Below are 24,553 nucleotides of genomic sequence, written 5' to 3' on the forward strand. Positions count from 1 at the left end.
GGAAGAAAGGGACAAATAAGGGCGGGCGGCGACTGATACAACCGCGGCGCACGAGCGCAATGGTGCTTGTCGCCGCCACACAAGTACAGTCAAGTGTGTCGATAGTGAGTATTAAGTCAACGCGGTCATAACCGCTTTCTGATACGCCGGACGCTGTTTCAGGCGTGCATACCAGGCTTGCAAATGAGGCTGCGGCGCGCGCTCGATCGGCATCTCGAACCAGGCATAAATGAAACTGCCCAGAGGAATGTCGCCCATGCCGATCTCATCGCCGGACAGGTACGGTTGGGTCGCCAGCGCCTGATCGGCCATGGACAGCAGGCCATCGCACTCCTTGATCGCGGCGTTGATGGCCGGCCAGTCCTGTTGACCTTCCGGCGTACGCAATACGCCCCAGAACACTGTGCGGAACGGCCCGGCAAAACTTGAAGTGGTCCAGTCCATCCACTTTTCGGCAGAGGCCCGGGCCTGCAGATCCTCTGGATACCAGGCGGTGCCGTTGGCGTGGCGAGACATCAGGTAACGCACGATGGTGTTGGATTCCCACAGCACGAAACCATCGTCTTCAATCACCGGCACGCGGCCATTGGGGTTCATCGCGCGGTACTGCGGCGTATCGACTACACCAAAGGCGCCGCCGGCGTCGATGGCTTCATAAGCCAGGCCCAGCTCCTCGGCGGCCCACAACGGTTTTCTGACATTCGACGAGTTTTTCCGACCCCAGATCTTCAGCATGACCGCCTCTTTATGGATGAATGCGCAGGCAGCATACGCCGGATCAGGCGCGACTCAAATCGCTCTGCATGTCACCCAGCAGCGCGGGCAGTGTGTCGCTGAACAGATGCGGATAGCACTTCTCAAGGTGCTCGAAAAAGAACGCTTCAGGCACGTCGGTGAACTGGCCGTGGTCGATCAGGTATTCCATCAATGGCTCGCCGTCGCGATTGAACGGATGGAAAACGCTGTCGTTGATGCCGTCGAATTCCAGTGGTGCGACATTGAACAGTTCGCACAAGCCTTGGTTGAACGCTGGCGTGGCTTTGACCCAGCGGCCGTTCAGGTACAGCTCCGTATAGCCGTGCATGGCGAACACATCGCTCTTGAGCAATTCAAGCAACCGTGGCGTCGACAAATGATTACGCACGTCCGCCAGACCGATCCGCGCGGGAAGCCCGCAATGCCGGGCTGCACCTGCCAGCAGCGTGGCTTTGGGTACGCAATAACTCTCCCCCGCCGCCAACGCATAACTGCCGCGCAAGGTATTCGGGTCGCGACTGAAGGTGTAAGGGTTGTAACGCACGGCTTCGCGCACGGCGTAATAGAGATTGATCGCCTGTTCGAGCGGATCGCGACGACTGCCGCGATGTTTTTCGGCGAACTCCACCACCGACGGGTGGTCACTATCGATGAAGCGGCCGGGACTCAGATACTCGTGCATGAGAACAATCTCCTGGGGAAGCCACGAGTCTAGCGACACGTTAAGCACAGAGATAACGACGTTTCGGCCAAACATGGGCGCTTTGCCGCCCGCCCAACGAACGATTTCCGCGGCCTGTTGCCCACCGGGCCTACAAAACTCATCCGTGGTTTCCCACGAATTCAATCACATCGCTCTGACCAACCTGTTTTGCGGATGCCGTCTAAGCTCTGAAAGTTGGTTTTGCCCTGGTTTCACGGAGGATTAAATATGCTGCTGTTGTGGATACTGGTTCTGGTTGTCGGGATTGCTTTTTTAGCCCACCGACGCATCGCTCCACTGCCGGCCTTGGGTATCGTTGCAGTCTACCTGGTGGCGATGAGTGTTTTCAGCCGCGCGCCAGGCTGGCTGTTGCTGATTTTCTGGGTGTTGATCGCGGCTGTGGCTGCGCCATTGTTGTTGCCCGACCTGCGCCGCAAATTTTTCAGCGCGCCACTATTCAGCTGGTTCCAGAAAACCCTGCCGCCGATGTCGCAAACCGAACGAGACGCCATTGAAGCCGGCACCGTGTGGTGGGACGGCGAACTGTTCAGCGGTCGCCCGGACTGGAACAAACTGCTGTCCTATCCAAAAGCGCAGTTGAGCGAAGAAGAACAGGCCTTCATCGACGGCCCGACCGACGTACTCTGCACCATGGTCAGCGACTGGCAGCTCGGTCAAACCATGGACTTGCCAGCCGAAGCCTGGACTTACATCAAGGAACAAGGCTTCTTCGCCCTGATCATTCCGAAAGAGTTTGGCGGCAAGGGTTTCTCGGCCTATGCCCACTCTCAAGTGGCGATGAAACTGGCGAGCCACAGCGGCGACCTCGCGTCCACCGTGATGGTCCCCAACTCCCTAGGCCCGGCCGAACTGTTGCTGCATTACGGCACTGACGAACAACGCAACCATTACCTGCCACGACTGGCGCGCGGTGACGACATCCCGTGCTTCGCATTAACCGGGCCACTGGCCGGTTCCGACGCTGGAGGCATGCCCGACACCGGGGTCATCTGCAAAGGTGAATGGGAAGGCAAGGAAACCTTGGGCCTGCGTCTGAACTGGGAAAAGCGTTACATCACACTTGGCCCTGTCGCCACCCTGCTCGGCCTCGCGTTCAAGGCCTACGACCCGGATCACTTACTGGGAGAGGAGGAAGACCTGGGCATCAGTCTGGCGTTGATCCCGACCGATATCCCCGGTGTGGAAATCGGTCGTCGCCACCTGCCCTTGGGTGCGGCGTTCATGAATGGTCCGAACTCCGGCAAGGATGTGTTCGTGCCGTTGGAGTTCCTCATCGGCGGCCAGGAAATGCTCGGCAAGGGCTGGATGATGCTGATGAATTGCCTGTCGGTCGGGCGTTCCATTTCCCTGCCAGCGGTGGGCACCGGCATGGCCAAGTTCACCAGCCTGGTGACAGGCCAGTACGCCCAGATTCGCGAGCAGTTCAATGTGCCGATTGCGGCTTTCGAAGGCATTCAGGAAGCCATGGCGCGCATCGGCGGCAACGCCTGGATGATGGATGCCGCGCGGATGCTGACCGCCAACGCTGTGGATCTCGGCGAGAAACCGTCGGTGCTGTCGGCGATTCTCAAATACCACCTCACCGAACGCGGCCGCGAATGCATCAGCCACGCCATGGATGTTCATGGCGGCAAGGCAATCATCATGGGGCCGAACAACTATCTCGGTCGCAAATGGAATGGCGCGCCGATCTTCATCACCGTGGAAGGCGCGAACATTCTCTCGCGCAACCTGATGATCTTCGGTCAGGGTGCGATTCGCTGCCATCCCTTCGTGCTTAAGGAAATGGCCCTCGCCGGTCGTGAAGACAAGGATCAGGCCCTCACCGAGTTTGATGGCCTGCTGCTCAAACACATCGGTTTCGCCGTGGGTAACGCCGCCAGCACGCTGGTGCTGAACCTTGGTTTCGGTCACTTCGAACACGCGCCAGGCGACAAGCTCAGCCAGGGTTACTTCCGCGCCCTCAACCGCCAGGCTGCTGCGTTCGCCATGCTCGCCGACCTGAGCATGATGCTGCTGGGCGGCGAATTGAAACGACGCGAACGTCTGTCGGCGCGTCTTGGGGATGTGCTCAGCAACATGTACCTCGCCTCCGCCGCACTCAAGCGTTACCACGACCTCGATTCACCGGAGCACATGGCACCGCTGTTTACCTGGGCCATGGAAGAAAGCCTGGGTCAGTCGGAACGAGCGCTGGATGAACTGCTGACCAACTTCCCGAACAAGGTGTTGGGTTGCCTGTTGCGGGTGATCGTGTTTCCGTTCGGTCGTCGTCACAAAGGGCCATCGGACAAACTCGGCGCCGAAGTGGCGGCGGTGATCGGCCGTGCCAAGGGCGATCCGACCCTGGAAGAGTTGCTCGGCGGTTGCTACCGGCCGCAATCCACTGATGACCCGGTCGGCGCCCTGCAACATGCGTGTAACCTGCTGAGTGCCGCGCAGCCACTGCGCAAAAAGCTGCATGTCGCGCTCAAAAGCGGCCAGGTCAAACCGGTCGCCGGGGAACACGTCATCGATGCAGCGCTTGAAGCTGGCGTGTTGCAGCCCAGGGAAGCGCAGACCCTGCGTGACGCCGAAGCGGCGCGGCGCAAGGTGATTGATGTCGATGATTTCGACAAAAAGGAGCTGGCGCTGGGCAAAGGAAAGGTCCGCTGATCCATCCTGCGTCCTCCACCATGTAAAAAAGGGCGCGGGCGCTTTATACTCCCGCGCCCGTTTTGCTCTTGAGGACTTATCTCGTGTCCAATGTCGTTGCCGATCATCTTGTCTTGCTCGACCACCTGCGCAGCATCCTGGTCGCCGTAGGTGAGGCCGAACAGGTTCCCGAAGAAAGCCATGCCTTGTTCCTGGAGCGCTTCGACGAACTGCGGGCGTTGCTGCCGGTCGACCCGATCGAAAGCCAATACCTGGGCCAGGACATTCTGTGCCAGGTGATCACCCGCTATCCGCAAATCGCCCACCTGGTCCCGCGCGACCTGCTGTGGTACTTCGCCGGTGACTGTCTGCATTACATGCCCGACGATGAAATCGACTTGTATCAGGCGCTGGAAGAACGTCGTTTCGAAGCCGAACAAAACGACGAACCGTTCGACTGGAACCAGGAAAAACAGCTGCTGGCGATGTCGAAAGACGACAGCAAGCACTGATCCCCGGCCAGAAATACAAAAGGCCCGCATGGTGAACATGCGGGCCTTTTTTTGATCTTCGCTTCAGAGCAATCCATCACTCTCCGGCAACTCATACTCCGCCGCGACCCGAACCGAGCCACTCAACTTGCCCGGTTTGCTCAGCGTTGGCTCCTTTTCCAGGCACTCCACCAGATAGTCGATCAGCACCCGTAACTTCGGTGGCAGATAACGGGTTGGCGAATGCAGCAACCAGGCACCGCCGTGGTATGACGCCAGGAAGGTCCAGTCCGGCAGCACCTGCACGATCAGCCCCTGCTCCAGCGCATAACGTGCGGTGAAGTACGGCAGGCTGCCAATCCCGATGTGCTGCAACACCGCGCCCAACCGCACGCCGGTGTGATTGGCCGCATACCGTCCGCGCACGCCAACGGTTACGGCCTTGGTGCCTTTCTTGAATTTCCAGCGTGCATCGCTCGGCGTTTCGCCCAGGTAGATGCAACTGTGGTTGAGCAAGTCGTGAGGGTGGGTCGGTGTGCCGTGTTCGGCCAGGTATTGCGGCGTTGCACAGAGCAAATGATCGATGGTGAGCAATTGCCGCCCGACCAGCCCAGCAGGTGGCCGATCTGTAATACGAATCGCCAGATCAACGTTGTCGTCGATCAAATCCACCTGGCGGTCCTCAAGCAACAGCTCCACATCCACTTTGGGATAACGCCGCAGAAATTCCGGCATATGCGGATGAATCACGAAACGCCCCACCGCTTTCGGCACACTGACGCGCACCAGTCCTTCCGCTTCATGGGTGAACTGACCGCTGATTTCCATCACCGACTTGGCTGCGCTGACCATCTCCTGGCAACGCTTGAACACCTCTTCGCCACCATCACTCAAACGCAACTTGCGCGTGGTTCGCTGCAGCAAACGGGTAGCGAGCGCCTTCTCCAGACGCGAAATGCTGCGACTGACCGCCGAGGGTGAAGAACCTAACTGGCGAGCAGCCTCGGAGAAGCTGCCCGTCTCGACAACCTTGACGAAGATCGCCATTTCACCGAGCAGCGGCAGTGGAAGATTTATGCTCACAGCGCAACAGTCCTTTGATGTTTGAACGGATTATCACGCAATTCCACGCTTCATATAATAAAAAATAGAATTGTTAATAAGGGCATGGAATATGACGCTTCGCCTCTTTTTCCATAGTGATGATCTCAAGGCCAATGTGGAAGTCCTGGATTGCACGCCCCACGAGAACGAATTTGCTGTGGTGCTGCGCGCCACGCTGTTTCACCCTCAGGGCGGTGGACAGCCCTTTGACACCGGCTGGATCGGCGAAAGCCAAGTACTGCGGGTGGTTCAGGATCCGGACCGGATCATTCATTTCGTCGACCATCCGGTAAAACCGGGCATGACTCAGATTCAGGTCGACGAACAACGCCGCCAGTTCAATTCACGCATGCATTCCGCCGGCCACCTGATCGGCCACTTCGTCCAGGCCATGGGCTGGATGCCGATCAAGGCTCATCACTGGCCGGGCGAAGGACGCGTGCAATTCAAACCGGCAGAGTCGGCAAAAGAGGTTGATGCCGGGATGATTCAGCACGGCATCGAGCAATGGATCGCCCATGATCTGCCGCGCCTGACGTCGATGCGTGAAGGCGCCCGGGAAATCGGTTTCGGTGAACTGCCCGCCTACGGCTGCGGCGGCACCCATGTACGCAGCCTGAAGGATTTGGGCACGGTCACGATCGCTTCCCTTTCACTGAAGAAGGGAACGCTGTCAGTCCACTACAGCGTGGATTGAGCATTTGGGCGATGCCGTTCCTGTCATCGCCTGACGCCGGGGGAACCTGCGGTCGTGGGTTCTGTTGACTATCTGATAGATGGACCTAAGACATGATGCTTGACGTCGAGCGTCTCGATGAGACGTGCATAAAAAAACTGGCCAACGAAGAAGTCCTCGCCATCCGCGTCAAAGGCTTGTTGCCCAAGCCGCTGGCGATTCAGATTGGCGACAAGATCCTCGCCCCGGGTTTTGAAGGCTATATAAATGCGCCGAGCATCGGTCGCATCGGTATGGCGTTTTATGAAGCGGAAAACCAACCGCTGCTGATCGAAGATTATTTCGAACGCGCCACCCGCAACATTGCGGAATTGCGCAATCGGTGTGCGCCCTACTCGTCCCCCGTCGACACCCTGCGCTGCATGCTCGACGAGTCCTGGCCGGCGGGTGCGCACCTGGAAAATCTCTACGGTCGCAAGATGTATGTCGGGCTGTCCCGGGTAGTGAAACCCGGGGTCTGTTTTCTGGCCCACCACGACATTTTCGCCAAGGACGCCCCGGACAGTTACCAGGCCAAAAGCCTGGAAGCGCAGTTCGCCTGCAACGTTTACCTGAACATGCCCGCCGAGGGCGGTGCACTGCAGATGTGGAACCACGACATCTCCCCGGACCAGTTCGACGAAATGCGTGGCGACAGTTACGGCATCGATCCGGCGCTGCTCGGGACTCCAACCCTGGAGATTCTTCCCGAGCCGGGTGATTTCATCATGTTCAATTCGCGCTGCATGCACTCGGTGACACCGGGTATGGCCGATCCGCGCTTGAGCCTTTCGTTCTTTGTCGGCTATCGCGGCAATGCTTCACCCCTTACTTTCTGGAGTTGAGATGCTTTCGAATTACCTGGGCGAGTTTCTGGCGCTGGCAACTATCCACTTTCTGGCCGTCGTCGCCCCCGGACCGGACTTCGCTGTGACCATCCGTCAAAGTGTGCGCTTTGGTCGACTGGTCGGGATTTGCACGGCGCTGGGCATCGGTGCGGGTATTTCCGTACATGTGCTTTACACCTTGCTCGGCGTCGGCGCGCTGATGCACACGACGCCTTGGTTGCTGACGGTGGCCAAGGTTGTGGGTGGTGCTTACATTTTGTACCTCGGTGTCAGCCTGTTGCGCAGCAAACCCAAGACCGTACTGGAAGGCGACAAGTCTGACGAACCGGTCGTAGAACAAACGTTGCTGAAGGCATTTACCACCGGTTTCCTGACCAACGCGACCAACCCGAAAGCCACACTGTTTTTCCTGGCGATCTTCACCACCATCATCAGCGCCACAACGCCATTGAAGATCCAGGCGCTTTACGGAATCTGGATGTGTTTTGTGAATGCGCTGTGGTTTGTGATCGTCGCGCTGTTCTTTTCCAGTGCCCGGGTACGGCTGCTGTTTATGCGCATGGGGCACTGGTTCGAGCGGAGCATGGGGGTGATTCTGATCCTGTTTGCTGGTCGGTTGATTTTGTCGATGTAAATACGCGTGAATCGAGTAGGAGGCGGCTTCACAGCCGCCGTCCTCGTACGGTTCTACGGACTAGATATTCAGCATAACCCGTCAATATCAGGCAACCGCACTGCGCTACGACCTTGCCCGCACCGCTCGCCCGCCCGCCTTTCTCCAGCCTTTGCACCCGTGGTTTTTTTTAAAAATCATGGCACTTTGGCTTGATTGAACTACCGTCTAGCAATAAGAAGTCATAACGGCTCAAGTTTTCACGTTAGCTTCAGTGATCAGATGGTGAATAGGCAAAAGGAGTTACCTCTCTATGATCCTGTCAGGCGTTTTCCGGCTCTGTACCTTCATTGCCGATTACTTTCCGGGGGAGCCAGGTCGGCGGACGGTACCGTCCATAGCCGCAAGTTTCGCTCTGGCGGGCAGTCCAGGTAACCGGATCACTAAAAACCCTTTTAGCAAAAGTCGTTCGCTGTCCAGCCAGATCAGCGAATTGCGCCCGCTCGTGTGTAGCACGTAAGGAATAACACCAAGGCCATGGACAAGTGGTCTGACGCATTGGGGGGGATAGTCCGGTCCCCGTGAAGTGATCCGTGACAAATCAGTCAGCCAAAAGATGGCCTATCCAGTGAGGATGTATTATATGAGCCTTCGTCCCGTGCCCGCTTTCAAGCGAATCATCCATGGCCTGTTCTGGACAGGCCTCAGCGTGAATGCGGCTCAGGCCGCGCCGAACAATTGTTCGCAACTGGACAGTTGGCCGACAACGTATGAGGTCGGCCAGGGGCTGCAAAGTGAACTGCGCAGCCCCGTTCCGATAACACAACTGGCGGTGGGTGACCCGAAAATTGCCGACGTGCAATCCAGTGCCAACAGTGGCACCAACGCCTTCATACTCACGGGCGTTGCACCGGGGACCACCAGCCTGATGGTCTGGACCGCCTGTTCGAAAACGCCGCGCCAAAGCATGGTGTTCGTCAAGGGTAAGGCCACCGCAGCGCTGACCAGCGTCTCGACAATACCTTCCGAAGACCCGCTGTTGCCGATCCAGGTGCAAACCGACATCCGCTTCGTTGAAGTCAGCCGGACCAAACTCAAGGAAGCCAATGCCTCGATTTTTGGTCGCCAAGGTAACTTCCTGTTCGGCTCGCCGAGAACCTTGCCCACCATCGACGGCGTTGTCAGGTCGGCGTTGCCGGTGAACAACGGCATGTTCAACTTCGCTTTTGCGTCCAGCGATACTCTAGTGTCTCTCCAAGCACTGGAAGGCACCGGTTTCGCCTCCACCCTGGCACGGCCAAGCCTGGTAGCCCTCAGTGGGCAGAGTGCGAGCTTCCTGGCGGGTGGTGAAGTGCCGATTCCGGTGCCCAGTTCAGGCAGCGATAACGTGTCCATCGAGTACAAGGAGTTCGGTATCCGCCTGACCCTGACACCGACCATCGTCGGGAAAAACCGTATCGTGCTGAAGGTGGCGCCGGAAGTCAGTGAACTGGACTTCAGCAACGCTGTGAGCATCGCCGGCACCATCGTTCCGGCGCTGAGCATACGTCGTACCGACACCAGCATCTCCCTGGCCGACGGCGAAAGCTTCGTCATCAGCGGCCTGATCAGCTCCCGCAACAGTTCCCAGGTAAACAAGTTTCCGGGGTTGGGTGATATCCCGATTCTGGGGGCGTTCTTTCGCGACAACTCCATCAACCGTGAAGAGCGTGAACTGTTGATGATCGTCACCCCACACCTGGTCCAGCCGCTGGCTGCCAATGCACAACTGCCATCGTTGCCTGGCGAGAAACTGCGTAATTACGACCCGAACTTCTACCGCATGTTCTTCCTCGAAAATGGTGACTTCGACAGTCTCAGCGGGCTCTCGCAATGAGCCATGACCTGAACCAGATGAGTCTCGCCATCACTCGTAACGGCGACCTTGAACGCTTGTCGGGCCAGATTTATTGCCACTGGCCAGGCGTTCAACGTGTTGTAGCCAGAGGACATTCGATGAAAGCAGTCATTGCAATAACAGCGACATTGATGCTCGCGGGCTGTGCGTCCAACGGCGTGTCTTCGCGACCGCCTGAATGCGCCAAGCCCGCTTCGGAGCAAGAGCTGGCCCTGAACCTGGCCGACAACATGGCCAACGAAGGCCGTTTGTATGCCAGTCTGGCGAATCTTGAAGGTTTGCCTGACAGTCTGGTCCAGGTTCGCCTGCGCAAGGCCCGGGTGTTGCGCTTGATGGGGCGTAGCGAGGCGGCGCCGTTGTACGAAAGCTTGCTTCGCACCTGCCTGGCGGCTGATGGGGAACATGGTCTGGGCCAGTTGGCCGCAGCCAAAAATGATAACGCCGCCGCGACCCTTCACCTTGAGCGTGCGGTGAAGATGGCCCCCACCGACGACAAGATGCGCAATGACCTGGGGGTCGTCTACCTCAATCAGCGACGGATCCCGGAAGCGCGTTTTGAGTTCATGACCGCCATGGAACTCAAGCAGGCAAACACACTGGCGGCACTCAATATGGTGACGTTGCTGATCTACCAGGATAACTGGAAGGCGGCTTCCGAACTCGTGACCCGCGCCGACTTGAGCCCCAAGCAAGTTGCGGAGGCTCAGGCCCGCGCGGAAAAACTCAAGGCCTCCGCCAACAAGGTGGTGGCTTCCGAGGGGAATCGCCGGACTGAGGTAGCCGATGCCTCTTCCAGTGCAATCAAGTAGAACGTACGAGGAGTCGAGATGAAGACCAAAAGACTTTTGATCGTGTGCATGGCGTGCCTGTCCACCACTGCCTGGGCCATTGAGCCGGGCCCCTCTTCGCCGTATCAACAAGGCACCGAGCAGTGGTTGCAACTGCAGATTCGCGGTGTGGTTGCCTCCCCTCACCTGCAAACCGCTTCGGCCACTGAACGTGACCTGGCCATGCAGCGCTGGCTGAATAGCTTCAACCACCCGATTCCGGAATTTTTTGACCAGGATACAGCGGGAGAGATCACTAGCGGCAACTGAGGCATGTCGATGGGTGATCAGCCTCTGGCGTAGTCCAGAGTAGCCTGGCTGCAAAGCCGGGCTTAATGTCGTGTGCAGGAAAGCAGTGGTCTCTACACATCATCCAAGCCAGGCCGGATTACCCTGGAGCTGCCGCAGGCTGCGATCTTTTGATTCAGGCCTGGGCAACAAATTGCCAGCCAGAAAAATCAAAAGATCGCAGCCTGCGGCAGCGCCTACAAAGGATTTGTAAAGCTATGGAAGGAACGTGCAGATCAGGTTCGGGTGGCAAGGCCATCGCGCTCGACAGCCTCCGGCCGTTTACCTCACCCGAATGCTCTCAACACCCCGATCATGGCAGGGCCGATAGCGACCAGAAAGAAGCTCGGCCACAGACAGAAAATCAGTGGAAATATCAGCTTGGTGCCGATTTTCGCCCCCATCTCTTCGGCGGCCTGCGTACGCCGGTCACGGAATTCGTCGGAATAGATGCGCAGGGTTTCGGCCACGCTTGTACCAAAGCGGATACTTTGCGCCAAAAGGCTGACCAGCCCTTGTACATCATCCAGACCAGTGCGCAGGGCCAGTTGTTTGAGCGCCTCGGTACTGGAAATGCCCGCGCGGATTTGCGCATTGACCAGGGCCAGTTCTTCAGCCAGTTCGACCTGACTGACCGACATCTCCTCAGCCACCCGTTCGATGGTCGCGGGCAGGGCCAGGCCCGACTCCACGCACACCACCATCAGATCCAGCGCATCCGGAAACGCGGCACGCAACCGACCTTGTCGCAACTGCTTACGCTTGGCGACATATAGCCCTGGCACCAACCATCCGATACCGGCCACCATGACCACCAACAGCAGCCCCATAATCAGGGAAACCTTGGGAATCATCGGCAACAGCAGCACCGCAATACCGATCAATAACAGCGGCAACATCAAGCGCACTGCCCAGTACATCTGCACCGCCGACGAGGAACGGTACCCCGCATGTATCAACAGGGTCTGGGTGACGGACGTCTGAGCCGATTCGGCCGAGCCAAAGCGCTGTCCGACCCGCTCCAGCAATAGTTGCAGATTACCCGGAGCCTCCTGCCCTGCGGTGTTGCCTAAATGACCACGCTTGATCAGCGCCAGACGACGCTGTACCGGATCCTGAAGCCCCATCATCAGCAAGATCACGGCGACGACCGCAAGCACCGTACTCAAACCGATCGAGGCGATGAACAACAGACGCGCCAGCTCCTCGTTCCCCGTGACCCGACTGAACAACCCGAGTAAAAAGTCCATGACCTGTACCTCCCGGTAGCGAATACCGCTTAAACCTGAATCCGGATGATTTTGCGTATCCAGAAAATCCCGAGCAACATGGCGCAGAACGCCCCGATGATCAGCTTATGGCCTATGGGATCATTGATCAGCACAGGCAGGTAACTGGGGCTGGTGAGTACGATCGCGATCGCCAGCAAGAAGGGAATCGCCACCAGCACCCAGGCCGACATCCGCCCTTCCGCCGACAGGGTTTTGATCTTGCGCTGAAAGCGGAAGCGCCCGCGAATCAGACGACTCAGACGCTCCAGCACTTCCGTCAGATTGCCGCCGGTCTCGCGATGGATGAGGATCGAGGTCACCAGCATCATCACCGTCATGCTCGGCATCCTCTCAAGCAGGCCGAGCATGGCCCGACGTACATCGTTGCCATAGTTGATATCGGCGAAGGTCAGACCGAACTCCTGAGCGACCGGCCCCTTATGCTCCTCGGCGACCAGGCGCAGGGTTTCGTTGAACGGGTGTCCAGCGCGCAGGGCACGGCACATGGCATCCAGTGCATCCGGCAGGCCTTCCTCAAACGTAGCGAAGCGTTTGCCACGGTCACGAGAAATTTTCAGCAGTGGTACCCAGAACACTCCGAAGCCCGCCAACAGTGCCATCCACCAGACTGACGAGATCATCCAGATCGAGATGCCTGCACAGGCGCCCAGGAACAGCCCGAGCAACAGCACCCGATAAGCACGATATTCATGACCGGACTGCTCGATCACCTGGGTCAGGCTCGCCATTAAGGGCAACTGCTCGAGCATGGCCTCCAGTGGCGATAAGCGCGTCAGGTATTTCTGTCGCAACACCGTCTGCATGTTGGGCTGATTGTTGGCTTTCTCCAGAACATGCAAACGGCCGCGGATGCGCTTGCGCATCTTGCCGGCCTCGCCGAACACCGGCACCACCACCCCCTGGGACAGGAGGAACACAGCGATAAACACCATGCCGAGGAAAATCAGAATGAATTCACCAGAAATATGGCTCATGACTGCCGTGCCTCCATCCACTCAGGCCTGAACATCGTAAGCGGCAACTCGATACCGCGCTTGGCCAGCACATCGCGGAAGGCGGGGATCATGCCGCTGGGCCGAAAATCACCCAGTACTTCGCCGTTTTCGCCTATGCCGTGGCGCACGAAGGAGAAGATTTCGGTCATGGTGATGATCTCGCCCTCCATGCCGTTGATCTCCTGCACACTGACCAGGCGACGCTTGCCGTCCTCCTGGCGTTCCAGCTGGATGACCACTCCGATGGCCGAAGCGATCTGTTGGCGCATGGCCTTGATCGGGAAGGTCGCCCCGGTCATCGACACCATGTTCTCGATCCGCCCCAGGGCATCGCGTGCGGTGTTGGCGTGGATCGTGGTCAACGAGCCGTCGTGACCGGTGTTCATCGCTGTCAGCATGTCCAGCGCCTCGGCGCCGCGCACTTCGCCGATCACAATGCGGTCCGGACGCATCCGCAAGCTGTTGCGCACCAACTCCCGCTGGCTCACCTCGCCACGCCCCTCGATATTCGAAGGCCGGGTTTCCAGGCGTACCACGTGAGGCTGTTGCAACTGCAGTTCGGCTGAGTCTTCGATGGTAACGATCCGCTCGTTGTGCGGGATGAAACTGGACAGCACATTGAGCATGGTGGTCTTGCCGCTGCCGGTACCGCCGGAAATCAGCACGTTCAAGCGCCCACGGACAATCGCCTTGAGCAGCAGGGCAATGGCCGGGGTCAACGCCCCCACCTGGATCAGGCTGTCGGTATTGAGCAGGTCCACGGAAAAACGCCGGATCGACATGCTCGGACCGTCGATGGCCAGCGGCGGAATAATCGCGTTGACCCGCGAACCGTCCTTGAGCCGCGCATCCACCAACGGCGAAGACTCGTCGATACGCCGACCCAGGCTGGAGACGATGCGGTCAATGATGTTCAGCAAATGCTGATCATCGCGAAAACGCACATCGGTGCGTTGCAGCTTGCCGAAGCGCTCGACATACACTGAGTCATGCCGGTTGACCAAAATGTCGGACACAGTGTGATCGGCCAGCAACGGTTCCAGAGGACCCAGGCCGAGTACCTCGTCGGTGATCTGCTTGATGATTAACTGGCGGCTGACGGTACTCACCGGTGCCATATGCTCATCGAGCAGGCGCTGGCAAATATCGCGAATCTGCCGAGCAGCCTCGGCCTGCTCAAGGGAGTCCAGCAAGGACAGGTCCATGACCTTGAGCAACTGCTGGTAGATCTTTTCCCGCCACTCGGCCTCCACCGGGGTGACCTGGCTTCTGGTTTCGTAAAGAACGTCCGGCGCTGTACGCTCCCACGCCATTAATTCCTCTGCCGGATCCAACAGGTCGTCGCCCGGTTGGGCAGCGGCGGGTTTACCGGACTGTTTGCGCAAGCGGTTACGAAAGTCGCTGATCATGGGTCATCCCCCGAAAAAACGGTTGAAGGCACGTTTGAGCAAGCCTTTGTTGCCGGCCAGCTGTTGACCGACCAGGTCCTCGGTCATGTTGCGCAGTGCAGCGGTGATCGCTGCCCTCGGCGCATGCAGCCCCAACGGCACGCCAGTGTTCTGACTCTGGCTGACCAGATTGAAGTCGTTGGGTAACTTCGACAGATTGGTGCAGCGCAGCGCCTCGCCGATATCTTTGAGGCTGACCGCTGCCGACTTGTCATAGCGGTTGACCACTATCTGCAATTGATCCCCACGCACGCCCAGGTCTTCGCGAAGAATCCGCACCAGGGAGCTGGCATCGCGCAGATGGCTGACGCTCTGTTGCACCACCACGTACACCCGATCCACCTGCTCCAGCACAGAGCCGGTGAGGTGATCGATTTGCCGCGGCAGGTCGATCACCACCCAGCCATAGCTGGCGCGGGCCAACTGCAACAGGGTGTCAAGTTGCTCGGGTTGGGTATCCTGCGGCAAACACAGCTCACCGGCCCGACCGCCCAGCACATGCAGGGTCGGGCTGAAGTGACTGCAAAAACCGCGTAACGCGACGCTGTCCATGCCGTCGATCTGGTGCAACACCTCCAGATGGCTGTGTGTCTGCGCCACATCCAGATAATGCGTCACGCTGCCAAATTGCAGGTCCATATCCAGCAACAGGGTGCTGCCACCCTTGATGCTGAGTTGCTGAGCCAGGTTGCAGGCCAGCAGGGTTCCGCCAGAGCCGCCCTTGGCGCTCATCACGGCGATCAATTTTCCTTCTGCCCCACTGCCGGTCCGAACTTCCGTGACCAGACGATTCAAGGCGGCGACCAGTTCGGTCTCGGCGATGGGCTCCGGCAGCACGTCCCGGGCACCGGCCTGCATCGCCAGGCGCATGGCTTCCTGTTCGCTCAGCAGTCCGCACACCAACATCGGCGGACGCTCATGGGCCGGGCGCTGCAACAGTGCCGACAGTTCTTCACGCCACAGGTGGCTAACGCGCAACAGCAACAGATCGGGCATCCGATCCAGACCGTAGAGCGGGTCGACATGCCCATTGCTCACCAGGCGAGTACTCACCTCCAGGCTGGGCATGCGTTGGCAGACGCTCTGCAGGTCGCGCAAAGAGCTGGCGTCACGGCTGCTGATCAGCAACCTGAGCCCGGCTTTGCCGGTCGAACTGGAGACTGGTGTTTCCTTGGTATTCAGCATGGCGTGATCTCCCCGGAATCGGAATGACGCCCGAGGCTTTCGCGTGGCAACGTTGCCCTGAATGCAGGCAAGGTAATGGGCACGCGGAGCCCGGGAATAAACAGATTGAATACGAAGTTTTGCAGACTCAACTGGACATAGCGGATGGCACGAAAACCGTTGGCACTGACAGTGTCAGCGGGGTTGGCCACCAGAGCACCATTGACGTCCAGATAGGTCAACGTCAGGTTAGTGGTAGCCAGATTGCCGATCAGCTGGCTCGTACCTGCGTCGGTCGCGGCATTGAATATCGCCCGCCGCAGAACCACCGGATCGCTGATATTGCACACCGAAGCCAGGCGCGTACCACGCCGTACGGCTTCATCCAGTGCATTGACCGTGAAGTACAGGCGGCCCATTTCCAACACGCCGAACAACAGCGTGAACACCAGTAGACCAATGAAGGCGAACTCCACCGTATAGACGCCGCGCATGTGTTTTCTATTCATCACAGTGCCCTCATCACGGTAGTGGCAACCAGCGGAATGCTCAGCGCAATCTGATTACCAAAGAAACCCGGAATCGAGCCGCCACAATTGCCAGCACCAATCACCGGGCAGAACGTGTAAGTGATGGTGACCCGCACATGGTCGCTACCCACTGCGGCGACGACCACGTTGCCAGTCGTCAGCCCTGACACCACAGCGGTCCCGGTGTTGGCAGGCACACCATAGACCGCAACGTTTTTCGTCTGGGTCAGTAGCGTACTGCTCAGAGCGACCTGACCAAGCGTCGAGTCCCAGGCCTGGCTAGCGACGAAACGGTCGGCATCGCGGCTGGCCTGCAGCAGCACGTTGTACTGATAGAGCATGCGGCCGAACTCACCGAAGGCCAGCAACAGCAACAGCAACACCGGCAGGACGAGGGTGAATTCCACCATGGCCAGGCCTTGCTGGCGCTGCGGATGTTTAAACCCGTGAAGTCTCATGACGCCTCCTACGAGTCAGTGCTCGGAATGCCAGTGCCGCTGCCGATATAGGTTTTGTAGAGCTGAATGATCTGCGGCCCGGAATCGGTTGACGGCGAGGGGCCTGCCACATTGTCGCCTTCGCACTCCTTCACGAACTGTCCGAAGATCTGCGCGTCCCCACCACCGCCATCCATTGGCTGCACCACGTAATAGCAGCCGAAACCCAGGACGGGGATCGAGGTTGAACCGCCCTGCTTCCCGGTGCAGTTGCCCACCACGATTTTCATCATCCGGCGCTCGAACACCCCATTGCTCTGACAGCCACTGCCCCCTGCCACACACGCGGCAGTGCTCGCATGCCAGTCGTTGTAGTCAAATATCGCGTTGCTGCCCGCGGTGAGATTGCCGTTGCTCGAGGTGACGGCTTGCCCTTTGTACTTCGCTTGTGGCGGGGAGACTGAGTCGTCGTAAGTGATTGCGGGGGTGCTGGACGTGGTCACAAGGTCCGGCGGATAGTCCGAGGCGCTGACCGGGCCGTTATAGATGCCGAAGCGCGTATTCAGGCCTTGAGACGCAGGACCGACCATGTTGCCGGGTGAGGTCTGGACATTGTCCCCCACAGAGCGGCAAACCTTGCCGCCTCCGGCCAATTCATCCCTGACGCTACTGCCGCCCGAGCCAAAATCGAGCAACTGAAAGTTGCCTGGACCAATGGGCGACGAATTGCCGGCCGCCGTCTTCAATACTTGCAAATCACCAAACTGGAAGCCCCAGAACATGCCAGCGCCCGGGTTGTATTGAGTCGAGTCGCCACAGACCATCAAAGGTGCGAGATCACAAGGACTGGTAGGGCTGGGTCCAGCGGTGGCGATCGCCGCCACTGCTTTGGCCCCCAGGCCGCCAGAGCCGAATACCTGAGCGAAGTTCCAGAAAAATCCCGTCAGGCTATAGTTCGGTACCGACACCCGAACGTACTTGGCATCCGAAGGCCCAGGAAAGGAGAAAGGTCCATAGACGGTTTTCGCCAGTTCTACCACCGCAAATGTGCCTGCGTTGCCGCCAATAGCCGTGGCCAATTCGTTGTTGCCCGTGGCATTGGCATTTTGCATCAGCGTATTGAGCGCGGCAGCCTGCGTCACGGCGTAAATGTTGGTACCACCTTCCACCTGACTCAGGGTTTTGGCGCCACTCAGGGCGGCGGCGTCCACCGCATTCTGCAGGCGCGTTTTGTTCAGCATCATATGCCCGCCGTCCAAAGCCAGCGCCGCCACCATGCCAATCACCGCCAACGCAATCACCATCAAAACACTCACCGATCCTTCCTGGCGCCTTGGCGTCGCAGTGAACGGCCGCTGATTACGAATACTCATCATCAAGCCCTCGTTTGCCAATACTGATCCGGATCGGCTCCGCCAATACTTTGGTGCCCGGGCACCCCTACCGCCCTGTCAACGCTTGACTACACTGGCTTCGGTCCCGCGGATAACGGTAATAGCCCCGCCACCCTCGCCACTGCTGCGCTGTACCACGCGTTTTGGCGCCGCGACGGCGGCCACAGCCAGGGCCGGCACAACAGGCGCAACGGCTGCGGTTTTCTTCTCGAGGTTCAGTGGGTTACGCAGCGCCAGTTGCAACTTGCCTTCCGTCTGCGCCGTGACCAGTGCTTCCGCTTCAGAGGCCGACATCTCCAGCGTCACTGCGCGCACCACCACTGGTTGGGTCTTGTCGGTACCCGCCGTCTGATCCACCGCCAACACCCGCAAGTTCTCGAGGATGGTCCTGGACACGGCACTGTTACTGCCGGCACCGGTGGTTTTGGTCGCCAGTACATCGACCCGATTACCCGGCAACAGGAATCCGCCGACACCGACCACATCGTCCACACGTACCGATATGGCGCGTTTGTCGGGGGCAATCAAAGAGGCCAGGGTGCTGCCACCCAAGTGCTCACTCAGACGCGCCCCGCGCACAATGTCGCCCCGCAAAATGTCGAACGTAGCGATCTTGCCCACTGCTTTTTCGCTGGAATCGAAGGCATCGTCCGGGATCGTGTCCATGGGCATGCGTACGGTCGTGACCTGCTGGGCCTCGACCATCTGCCCGAATGGAATCTCTACCGTGGCGACCACCACGCTTCGAAGGTGGTCATCCGGACTGGCGTTGAGACGTGCGCTCAACCAGGTGTCGGCCATCCATGCAGCTCCAAGGCCCATGACCAGGGAGACGCCTATCAGGGAAAGAGTACGAGAGCTCATGTCAGTATCTCCGTATCAAAGAAAGTTGAGCTGGACGAAGTAGTTGTGCCAGGCCCATTCCAAATCTTGCGGTGACAGTGGTCCGGAACCGCCCATATAACGCTGACGATCGAGCGCCATGTTCAGGAGATCGCGGGGATGGCAAGGCACCAGGGGCATGCCTTCACTTGCATAGAGCCTTTGCAGCACATAACGCACCAGCAACTGGTCATAAGGCATGCCCAGACGCTCGCTTTCCTGGCGCCAGATCTTTTCGTACTCCTCGGGCTTCAGGTAACCGAACTGCAGCTTGTAGCCAATCCGGCGAAGGAAGGCCTCATCGGCCAGTTCCAGAGGATTGAGGTTGGTAGAAAACACCAGAATCAGATCGAACGGCAGTTCGCAATGCCGACCGCCGCCCAGGTTGAGGAAATCGCGTTTCTCTTCCATCGGGACGATCCAGCGATTCAACAGCTCGGCGGGTGCCATGCGCTGGCGCCCCATGTCGTCGATGATGAACAGGCCATTGCTGGCCTTGAGTTGCAAGGCGGCCTGGTACTGACGGGTGAAAGGGTCATAGCGAACGTCCAGCTGCTCCATGCTCAATTCACCGCCGGTAATGACGATCGGGCGCTTGCAGCACAGCAGTCGACGGTCGATCCCTTCGTTGAGCATCAGACTGTTCTGCTGAGCGTTGTCATCGAGCCGCTGATGCACCTGCGGGTCATAGATCTCGATCACCGCCTCGTTGATGACAATGGCATGAGGAACCCAGATGGCCTCGGCGAACAGACGGATCAGCCGACTGCTGACATAGGTCTTGCCGGTACCCGCGGGGCCATAAATCATGATCGCCCGCCCGGAGTTCATCGCTACACCCAACTGATCAAGCATCCCCTCCGTGAGCACTACGCCAGCAAGGGCATTGCGCATATCGTTGGCGTTGATGCGACCATGGTGAATGGTCTGCAGTTTGATCAAGGACCGGTAGGCACTCACCGGGAAGGGTGCCGCTCCTATATAACCGCTGCGCGACAGGGCATCACGGGCGGCACTGCGTCCACGTTCGGTCAGGCCATAACGCAGCATCTGCCCGCCCGTTTGACTCACCTGGCCAAGCACTTCGACACGACCATCCTTGCGCAGAAACGCCAGGACCTCTTCAAGTACCGCGCCAGTCAGCGCCAGGCGTTCCACCAGCCGCGACATGTCCAGCACACCGGCATCAAACAAATGCTTGCACACCAACTCACCGAGAAAACTGTCGGTCAGACCAGTCTCGCGGATTGTGCATGGCTGAGGAGCCAGTCGTTGCACCGCGCCCCGATCGCAGGGGTAGGCATCACTTTCGACGATGACGTGCATGACTAAGCTCCCAATCCGCCGGCAACCAGTTGCCAGTAGACGCTGTTCAAAGTGCCGACCAATATTGCAATCGAATAAGGGAAAGGCTTGCCGGCTACTTCATCGGAATTCGGCGCCAGATAAGCCTGCGCCGTCACAATCAGCCAATAACGCCCCAGGGTTTGAAGTAATTGACCGCGGAACAGCACGATCAGGAAACCGCACACGCCACCGGCAATCAGGCTAAACATGGCAGCCCACAATGCGTAATGAACCGGTAAAAAACTGCCGACCATGGCCATTAACTTGACGTCACCGGCGGCCATGCCACCCACGGCGTACATCGGTAGAAACAGCCCAAAACAGATCAGCATACCCAACAGGCTGTCACCCAATCCGCTGACACCGCCTGAATAGACTTGACCAGCCATTCCCAGGGCAAGGCCCAACAGGACCAGCATGTTGGAAATACGGTGGCGAAGCAGATCGCTCACCACCGCCACGCCCAAAAGTCCTATCAGTAAAACAGTCGATACCATCAGTTCCGTGGACATGGCGTGTCTCCCGACTGGGGATTATCGTTATCAGCAGGCAACGTTGCCATTGACGGCTTTGCACAACGCTGTGATTTGGGTATTCACCGCGCCTCCAAGCAGCACAAACGTTGCGGCGACAGCCACCGTAATCAAACCACCCGCCACCGCGTACTCCACAATGGTCAGGCCATCCTCGTCTTTGATGAACTTCAGCACCGAAGCCTTGATTGTTTGCATATTCATTTTGCTCTCCCATTGCAGCGACCAATTCGCTCAAAACGTACTGTGATAGACACAACGCGAAGCCCATAAAGAAGGTTGTCCGGCAGCCTCATCCGCGAAACAGAAGCAACCGCCGGCTCCATGGGCATCGACCTGCCACCTAACGGGAATTATCGTTATGGGCAGCTGCCGGCTTTGACCGCGTTGCACAGTCCCTTGATTTGGGTATTCACCGCGGTTCCAAGCAATACAAACGTTGCGGCGACAGCCACCGTAATCAGCCCACCCGCCACCGCGTATTCCACAATGGTCAGACCATTTTCGTCTTTGGCGAATTTCACTACCGAAGCCTTGATTGTTTGCATGTTCATTTTGCCCACCTCACTCGAATGTTGTTTTTTCTGAGGCAGTACGTTTTGCGCTGCCTGATGCAACCCTAGTCAGTGTGAAGGCATAGGCGTTAGGAGGATTTTGCACATCGCTAGGACTTTTTTGCGGAGCGGCCAAATAGGGGTCATTGGCCTTTGCAGAAGTAACGGGAGGGGTAAACAAGGCATGGCAGGGCAAATGCGATTGTCATTAATTCACAAGCGATAAGCGGTTCAACCCGGCTCATCTAAAACACACGAGCAAACAGTCGCCCGCGGCTGCTTTCCAGGCAACCCATAGAGCGAAAAGAACTAAAAATCGTCTTTCCTATCGAGATTAAATCTGCAAGGTGATGGCACATTGACGATACTCCTTAGCGACAAGAGTCACTAAGAATCCAAGAGTAGAGACATGACGTCCAACTTGACCAGAAGGCCAACGCTCCTATGGTTCGATCTGACTCATGATCGATCCACGAAAGAACTCATCGCGCAGTTCGAGGGTACCTGCGACTGCAAACTGGCGAAAAACTCCGTGCTGCCCATCGGGGAACACGCAGACATGATCTGCATCCATTTCGATCGCCCCGACACACCAGGCTTGAGGCTGTTGCTGGAGATCAAACGCAGCGCACCGGCCATCCCAATCACCATGTTCACCGTGCAGCACTCAGAGGAACTGGCCGTTTGGGCCATGCGTTCCAGCGTCTGGGAATACATAGTGCTCCCCCTCTCGGTCACCGAGAGGAGTCGCTACCTGACTGCTGTAGTTCAGCTCTGCGAGCTGCGCCGGAATGTTATCGACCACCGCAAGACACAGCAGATCGACCACTCCCCTACCCTGCCGGACAGCATCCGGCTGACCTCCGGGCACCAAAAACATCAGGCGCTGAGCAGCATCATGCTGTACATCGAGCAGCACTTTCGGGACAGCATTGATCAGAGGGATTTGGCGCAGCGCTGCGGCATGACGACATTTCGCTTCAGCCGCCTGTTCAAGGAAGCCAATGGATTTGGCTTCACGGATTACATCTTGGACAAGCGCATGAACTTCGCCAAAGAACTGCTCGACAACAGCCAGATGCCTATTACCAGCATCGGCTATGAGGCCGGCTTCAAGGATCCTTCCTACTTCGCTCGAGCCTTCAAGCAGTTCGCAAACTGCACGCCCAGCGAATACCGCTTGGCACGCCAACTCAGAGCGACTGCAGCTGCGCAAATGGTGCAAGATGAAAAAACCACTGAAGCGCTCGAAAGCCTGGTACAAAGCCTCAGCGGTTGATGCGGTTTTATACGCGCACACAAAAACGCCGCTCATTGAGCGGCGTTTTTGTTAAATATGGAGCGGGAAACGAGACTCGAACTCGCGACCCCGACCTTGGCAAGGTCGTGCTCTACCAACTGAGCTATTCCCGCAAATGGCGTCCCCTAGGGGACTCGAACCCCTGTTACCGCCGTGAAAGGGCGGTGTCCTAGGCCACTAGACGAAGGGGACACGCTAACTGAAACACATGGTGTGTATTTCAGTGCCCAAATCCGTATCCGAAGATACCGGTTCTGGTTTCACTCAGCGCTGCCCGAAAGCAACGCTGTTTAAAATTGGAGCGGGAAACGAGACTCGAACTCGCGACCCCGACCTTGGCAAGGTCGTGCTCTACCAACTGAGCTATTCCCGCAAATGGCGTCCCCTAGGGGACTCGAACCCCTGTTACCGCCGTGAAAGGGCGGTGTCCTAGGCCACTAGACGAAGGGGACACACGTACAACATTCACTCCCTACCGCGTTTCGCTGTGTGCTTTACGCTGTAAGTGGCGCGCATTCTATGGATGGATTGAGGGGTCGTCAACCCCCAGATATAAATTTATTTAAATCAATAACTTCGCCCTGCTTTGAGACACTAATCCGGCCTTTCCGTCGCCCGGGGTTTGACGCCTATATTCTGACACCCGCCAAGACGTTATAGTCCACCCACGCCAAAGATGATGGCAATGTGCACCTCGCACGCTATTACTTATATAAGCAGGAACGCGGCCGATACAGGCAGTGCAGTAGCCGATTCAACTCGCTGAGTGGCGCTATGCGTCCCAAAGCCAAGCCACTACACTCGCACGCGAACCCCATAAAGAGGTCTTACCGGTGACACCACTCATGATCACCCTGCTAGTCGTAGCCGGGATCGCACTATTGATCGCCATTGGCTACATGAACCATGTGGTGGAAAACAATAAGCTGGAAAAGGCCCGCACCAAGGTTGAGCTCAACGATCGTCTGCGTCGTTGCGGCGAAATCACCGAGACCTTTCCCGGCCAATTGATGACACCGGGCCTCAAGCTGCTATTGACCCGTCTGGAATTGAACGTCTGCCAACGCCTGCTCAATCTGGAAAAAACCAGCTCCAACCTCAAGGCACGGATTGGCGAACTGAGCACCTTGGTCGGCCAGGGCGAATCGATCCCGGTCAACAACCCGCCAGCACCGATCCAGACCGAAGCCAAAGCCAAAGACGTGCGCTTCCTGCTCGAAGCCCTGCACGGCCAAATCACACGCGCTGCACAGGACGGCTTCCTGCCAACCAACGAAGCCAAACGCTGGATCCGCGAAGTTCGCCACATCCTGGTCCTGCTGCACATCGAATTCTTCAACAACCTCGGCCAGCACGCCCTGCAACAGAACCAGCCCGGCCAGGCCCGCCTGGCGTTCGAACGCGGCGTGCAATACCTGCGCAAACAACAGGAACCCCAGGTCTACGCCGAACAACTGGAATACCTGGAAAAACTCCTGGCTCGCGCCAACGCACAAGTCATGGACAACATCGCCCCGGTAGAAGGCGAAGTGAACCAACTGACCGAAGGCCTCAAAGACGTCGAGGCCGATGCGGACTGGAAGAAAAAAGTGATCTACGACTGATCACAAAAAACAGAGAAGCCACCTGAACAGGTGGCTTTTTTTTTGCGTTGAGTTTGGTGTGTACACCTTGGAAAGATAGGTCGGCCGTCAAGTCGCCATCGCGAGCAAGCCCAGCTCTCACAGGGGATCGGCATACGCCTTTCGCCCCTCACCACTCAACAGGCCGAGCGTTAGCT

General features: G+C 58.0%; 25 protein-coding genes and 4 tRNA genes. 10 read left to right on the plus strand and 19 right to left on the minus strand.

The window, feature by feature from the left end:
- Positions 1 to 111: 111 nt before the first annotated feature.
- A complete protein-coding gene (locus ACSQ87_RS24050; RefSeq protein WP_223431917.1) occupies positions 112 to 735 on the minus strand; it encodes a glutathione S-transferase family protein in 624 nt (207 codons plus the stop codon).
- 43 nt (positions 736 to 778) lie between these two features.
- The gene (locus tag ACSQ87_RS24055; protein WP_223431918.1) at positions 779 to 1,438 is read right to left on the minus strand and encodes a transglutaminase-like domain-containing protein; all 660 of its coding nucleotides are present in this window, start codon (positions 1,436 to 1,438) and stop codon (positions 779 to 781) included.
- Positions 1,439 to 1,687: 249 nt separating this feature from the next.
- Between ACSQ87_RS24055 and ACSQ87_RS24060 the strand changes: the two genes are divergently transcribed.
- Complete coding sequence (locus ACSQ87_RS24060; RefSeq protein ID WP_436274526.1) at positions 1,688 to 4,135, plus strand: acyl-CoA dehydrogenase; 2,448 nt, start codon at positions 1,688 to 1,690, stop codon at positions 4,133 to 4,135.
- Between the two features lie 83 nt (positions 4,136 to 4,218).
- Positions 4,219 to 4,626, plus strand: coding sequence for a PA2817 family protein (locus tag ACSQ87_RS24065; RefSeq protein ID WP_008152400.1), 408 nt, complete (start codon positions 4,219 to 4,221; stop codon positions 4,624 to 4,626).
- Between the two features lie 63 nt (positions 4,627 to 4,689).
- Here ACSQ87_RS24065 and ACSQ87_RS24070 read toward each other — a convergent pair whose 3' ends face one another.
- Complete coding sequence (locus tag ACSQ87_RS24070; protein ID WP_223431920.1) at positions 4,690 to 5,688, minus strand: LysR family transcriptional regulator; 999 nt, start codon at positions 5,686 to 5,688, stop codon at positions 4,690 to 4,692.
- Positions 5,689 to 5,779: 91 nt separating this feature from the next.
- Here ACSQ87_RS24070 and ACSQ87_RS24075 point away from each other — a divergent pair, with 91 nt between their 5' ends.
- The 6 genes from ACSQ87_RS24075 (at position 5,780) to ACSQ87_RS24100 (ending at position 10,879) form a co-directional block, all read left to right on the plus strand.
- A complete protein-coding gene (locus ACSQ87_RS24075; protein WP_223431921.1) occupies positions 5,780 to 6,406 on the plus strand; it encodes an alanyl-tRNA editing protein in 627 nt (208 codons plus the stop codon).
- A 92-nt stretch (positions 6,407 to 6,498) separates the two neighbouring features.
- Positions 6,499 to 7,269, plus strand: coding sequence for a 2OG-Fe(II) oxygenase (locus tag ACSQ87_RS24080; protein WP_223431922.1), 771 nt, complete (start codon positions 6,499 to 6,501; stop codon positions 7,267 to 7,269).
- 1 nt (position 7,270) lies between these two features.
- A complete protein-coding gene (locus tag ACSQ87_RS24085; protein ID WP_436274527.1) occupies positions 7,271 to 7,906 on the plus strand; it encodes a LysE family translocator in 636 nt (211 codons plus the stop codon).
- A 622-nt stretch (positions 7,907 to 8,528) separates the two neighbouring features.
- On the plus strand, positions 8,529 to 9,761 hold the full coding sequence (locus ACSQ87_RS24090; RefSeq protein WP_223431923.1) for a type II and III secretion system protein family protein: 1,233 nt from the start codon (positions 8,529 to 8,531) through the stop codon (positions 9,759 to 9,761).
- Positions 9,762 to 9,880: 119 nt separating this feature from the next.
- A complete protein-coding gene (locus ACSQ87_RS24095) occupies positions 9,881 to 10,591 on the plus strand; it encodes a hypothetical protein (RefSeq protein ID WP_008152413.1) in 711 nt (236 codons plus the stop codon).
- An 18-nt stretch (positions 10,592 to 10,609) separates the two neighbouring features.
- Positions 10,610 to 10,879, plus strand: a complete 270-nt coding sequence (locus tag ACSQ87_RS24100) for a DUF3613 domain-containing protein (RefSeq protein ID WP_150657081.1) — start codon at positions 10,610 to 10,612, stop codon at positions 10,877 to 10,879.
- A gap of 305 nt (positions 10,880 to 11,184) precedes the next feature.
- Here the strand turns inward: ACSQ87_RS24100 and ACSQ87_RS24105 are convergent, their stop codons facing one another.
- From ACSQ87_RS24105 to ACSQ87_RS24160, 12 genes are all read right to left on the minus strand, one after another.
- On the minus strand, positions 11,185 to 12,147 hold the full coding sequence (locus ACSQ87_RS24105; protein WP_223431924.1) for a type II secretion system F family protein: 963 nt from the start codon (positions 12,145 to 12,147) through the stop codon (positions 11,185 to 11,187).
- 29 nt (positions 12,148 to 12,176) lie between these two features.
- On the minus strand, positions 12,177 to 13,163 hold the full coding sequence (locus ACSQ87_RS24110; protein WP_223431925.1) for a type II secretion system F family protein: 987 nt from the start codon (positions 13,161 to 13,163) through the stop codon (positions 12,177 to 12,179).
- Complete coding sequence (locus tag ACSQ87_RS24115) at positions 13,160 to 14,593, minus strand: CpaF family protein (protein WP_436274528.1); 1,434 nt, start codon at positions 14,591 to 14,593, stop codon at positions 13,160 to 13,162. Before ACSQ87_RS24115 ends, ACSQ87_RS24110 begins: the two co-directional genes overlap by 4 nt.
- A 3-nt stretch (positions 14,594 to 14,596) precedes the next feature.
- Entirely contained in the window at positions 14,597 to 15,817 is a 1,221-nt protein-coding gene (locus ACSQ87_RS24120; RefSeq protein WP_223431927.1) for an AAA family ATPase, read from the minus strand.
- Entirely contained in the window at positions 15,811 to 16,305 is a 495-nt protein-coding gene (locus tag ACSQ87_RS24125) for a TadE/TadG family type IV pilus assembly protein (RefSeq protein WP_223431928.1), read from the minus strand. Before ACSQ87_RS24125 ends, ACSQ87_RS24120 begins: the two co-directional genes overlap by 7 nt.
- Positions 16,305 to 16,784 (minus strand): TadE/TadG family type IV pilus assembly protein, encoded by a 480-nt coding sequence (locus tag ACSQ87_RS24130; RefSeq protein WP_223431929.1) that lies wholly within the window; start codon positions 16,782 to 16,784, stop codon positions 16,305 to 16,307. The genes ACSQ87_RS24125 and ACSQ87_RS24130 overlap by 1 nt, the downstream gene beginning before the upstream one ends.
- A gap of 8 nt (positions 16,785 to 16,792) precedes the next feature.
- The gene (locus ACSQ87_RS24135; protein WP_436274529.1) at positions 16,793 to 18,139 is read right to left on the minus strand and encodes a TadE/TadG family type IV pilus assembly protein; all 1,347 of its coding nucleotides are present in this window, start codon (positions 18,137 to 18,139) and stop codon (positions 16,793 to 16,795) included.
- Positions 18,140 to 18,214: 75 nt separating this feature from the next.
- Complete coding sequence (gene cpaB / locus ACSQ87_RS24140) at positions 18,215 to 19,021, minus strand: Flp pilus assembly protein CpaB (RefSeq protein ID WP_223431931.1); 807 nt, start codon at positions 19,019 to 19,021, stop codon at positions 18,215 to 18,217.
- A gap of 15 nt (positions 19,022 to 19,036) precedes the next feature.
- The gene (locus tag ACSQ87_RS24145; protein ID WP_436274530.1) at positions 19,037 to 20,365 is read right to left on the minus strand and encodes an AAA family ATPase; all 1,329 of its coding nucleotides are present in this window, start codon (positions 20,363 to 20,365) and stop codon (positions 19,037 to 19,039) included.
- Between the two features lie 2 nt (positions 20,366 to 20,367).
- Positions 20,368 to 20,898: an A24 family peptidase gene (locus tag ACSQ87_RS24150; protein ID WP_436274531.1), complete on the minus strand. Its 531-nt coding sequence runs from the start codon at positions 20,896 to 20,898 to the stop codon at positions 20,368 to 20,370.
- A gap of 30 nt (positions 20,899 to 20,928) precedes the next feature.
- Complete coding sequence (locus ACSQ87_RS24155; RefSeq protein ID WP_223431934.1) at positions 20,929 to 21,123, minus strand: Flp family type IVb pilin; 195 nt, start codon at positions 21,121 to 21,123, stop codon at positions 20,929 to 20,931.
- Between the two features lie 155 nt (positions 21,124 to 21,278).
- Positions 21,279 to 21,473, minus strand: a complete 195-nt coding sequence (locus ACSQ87_RS24160) for a Flp family type IVb pilin (RefSeq protein ID WP_223431935.1) — start codon at positions 21,471 to 21,473, stop codon at positions 21,279 to 21,281.
- Positions 21,474 to 21,882: 409 nt separating this feature from the next.
- Between ACSQ87_RS24160 and ACSQ87_RS24165 the strand changes: the two genes are divergently transcribed.
- On the plus strand, positions 21,883 to 22,752 hold the full coding sequence (locus ACSQ87_RS24165) for a response regulator transcription factor (RefSeq protein ID WP_436274532.1): 870 nt from the start codon (positions 21,883 to 21,885) through the stop codon (positions 22,750 to 22,752).
- A gap of 58 nt (positions 22,753 to 22,810) precedes the next feature.
- Here the strand turns inward: ACSQ87_RS24165 and ACSQ87_RS24170 are convergent.
- The 4 genes from ACSQ87_RS24170 to ACSQ87_RS24185 all read right to left on the minus strand — a co-directional run bounded on the left by ACSQ87_RS24170 (position 22,811) and on the right by ACSQ87_RS24185 (position 23,225).
- Positions 22,811 to 22,886, minus strand: a tRNA-Gly gene (locus ACSQ87_RS24170).
- Positions 22,887 to 22,889: 3 nt separating this feature from the next.
- A tRNA-Glu gene (locus tag ACSQ87_RS24175) sits at positions 22,890 to 22,965 on the minus strand.
- A gap of 105 nt (positions 22,966 to 23,070) precedes the next feature.
- Positions 23,071 to 23,146 (minus strand) — tRNA-Gly (locus tag ACSQ87_RS24180).
- A gap of 3 nt (positions 23,147 to 23,149) precedes the next feature.
- A tRNA-Glu gene (locus tag ACSQ87_RS24185) sits at positions 23,150 to 23,225 on the minus strand.
- A 393-nt stretch (positions 23,226 to 23,618) separates the two neighbouring features.
- Here ACSQ87_RS24185 and ACSQ87_RS24190 point away from each other — a divergent pair.
- Positions 23,619 to 24,377, plus strand: a complete 759-nt coding sequence (locus tag ACSQ87_RS24190; protein WP_436274533.1) for a hypothetical protein — start codon at positions 23,619 to 23,621, stop codon at positions 24,375 to 24,377.
- Positions 24,378 to 24,553: the final 176 nt, after the last annotated feature.

Source organism: Pseudomonas sp. LjRoot277 (genome assembly GCF_964253845.1).
Lineage (GTDB): Bacteria > Pseudomonadota > Gammaproteobacteria > Pseudomonadales > Pseudomonadaceae > Aquipseudomonas.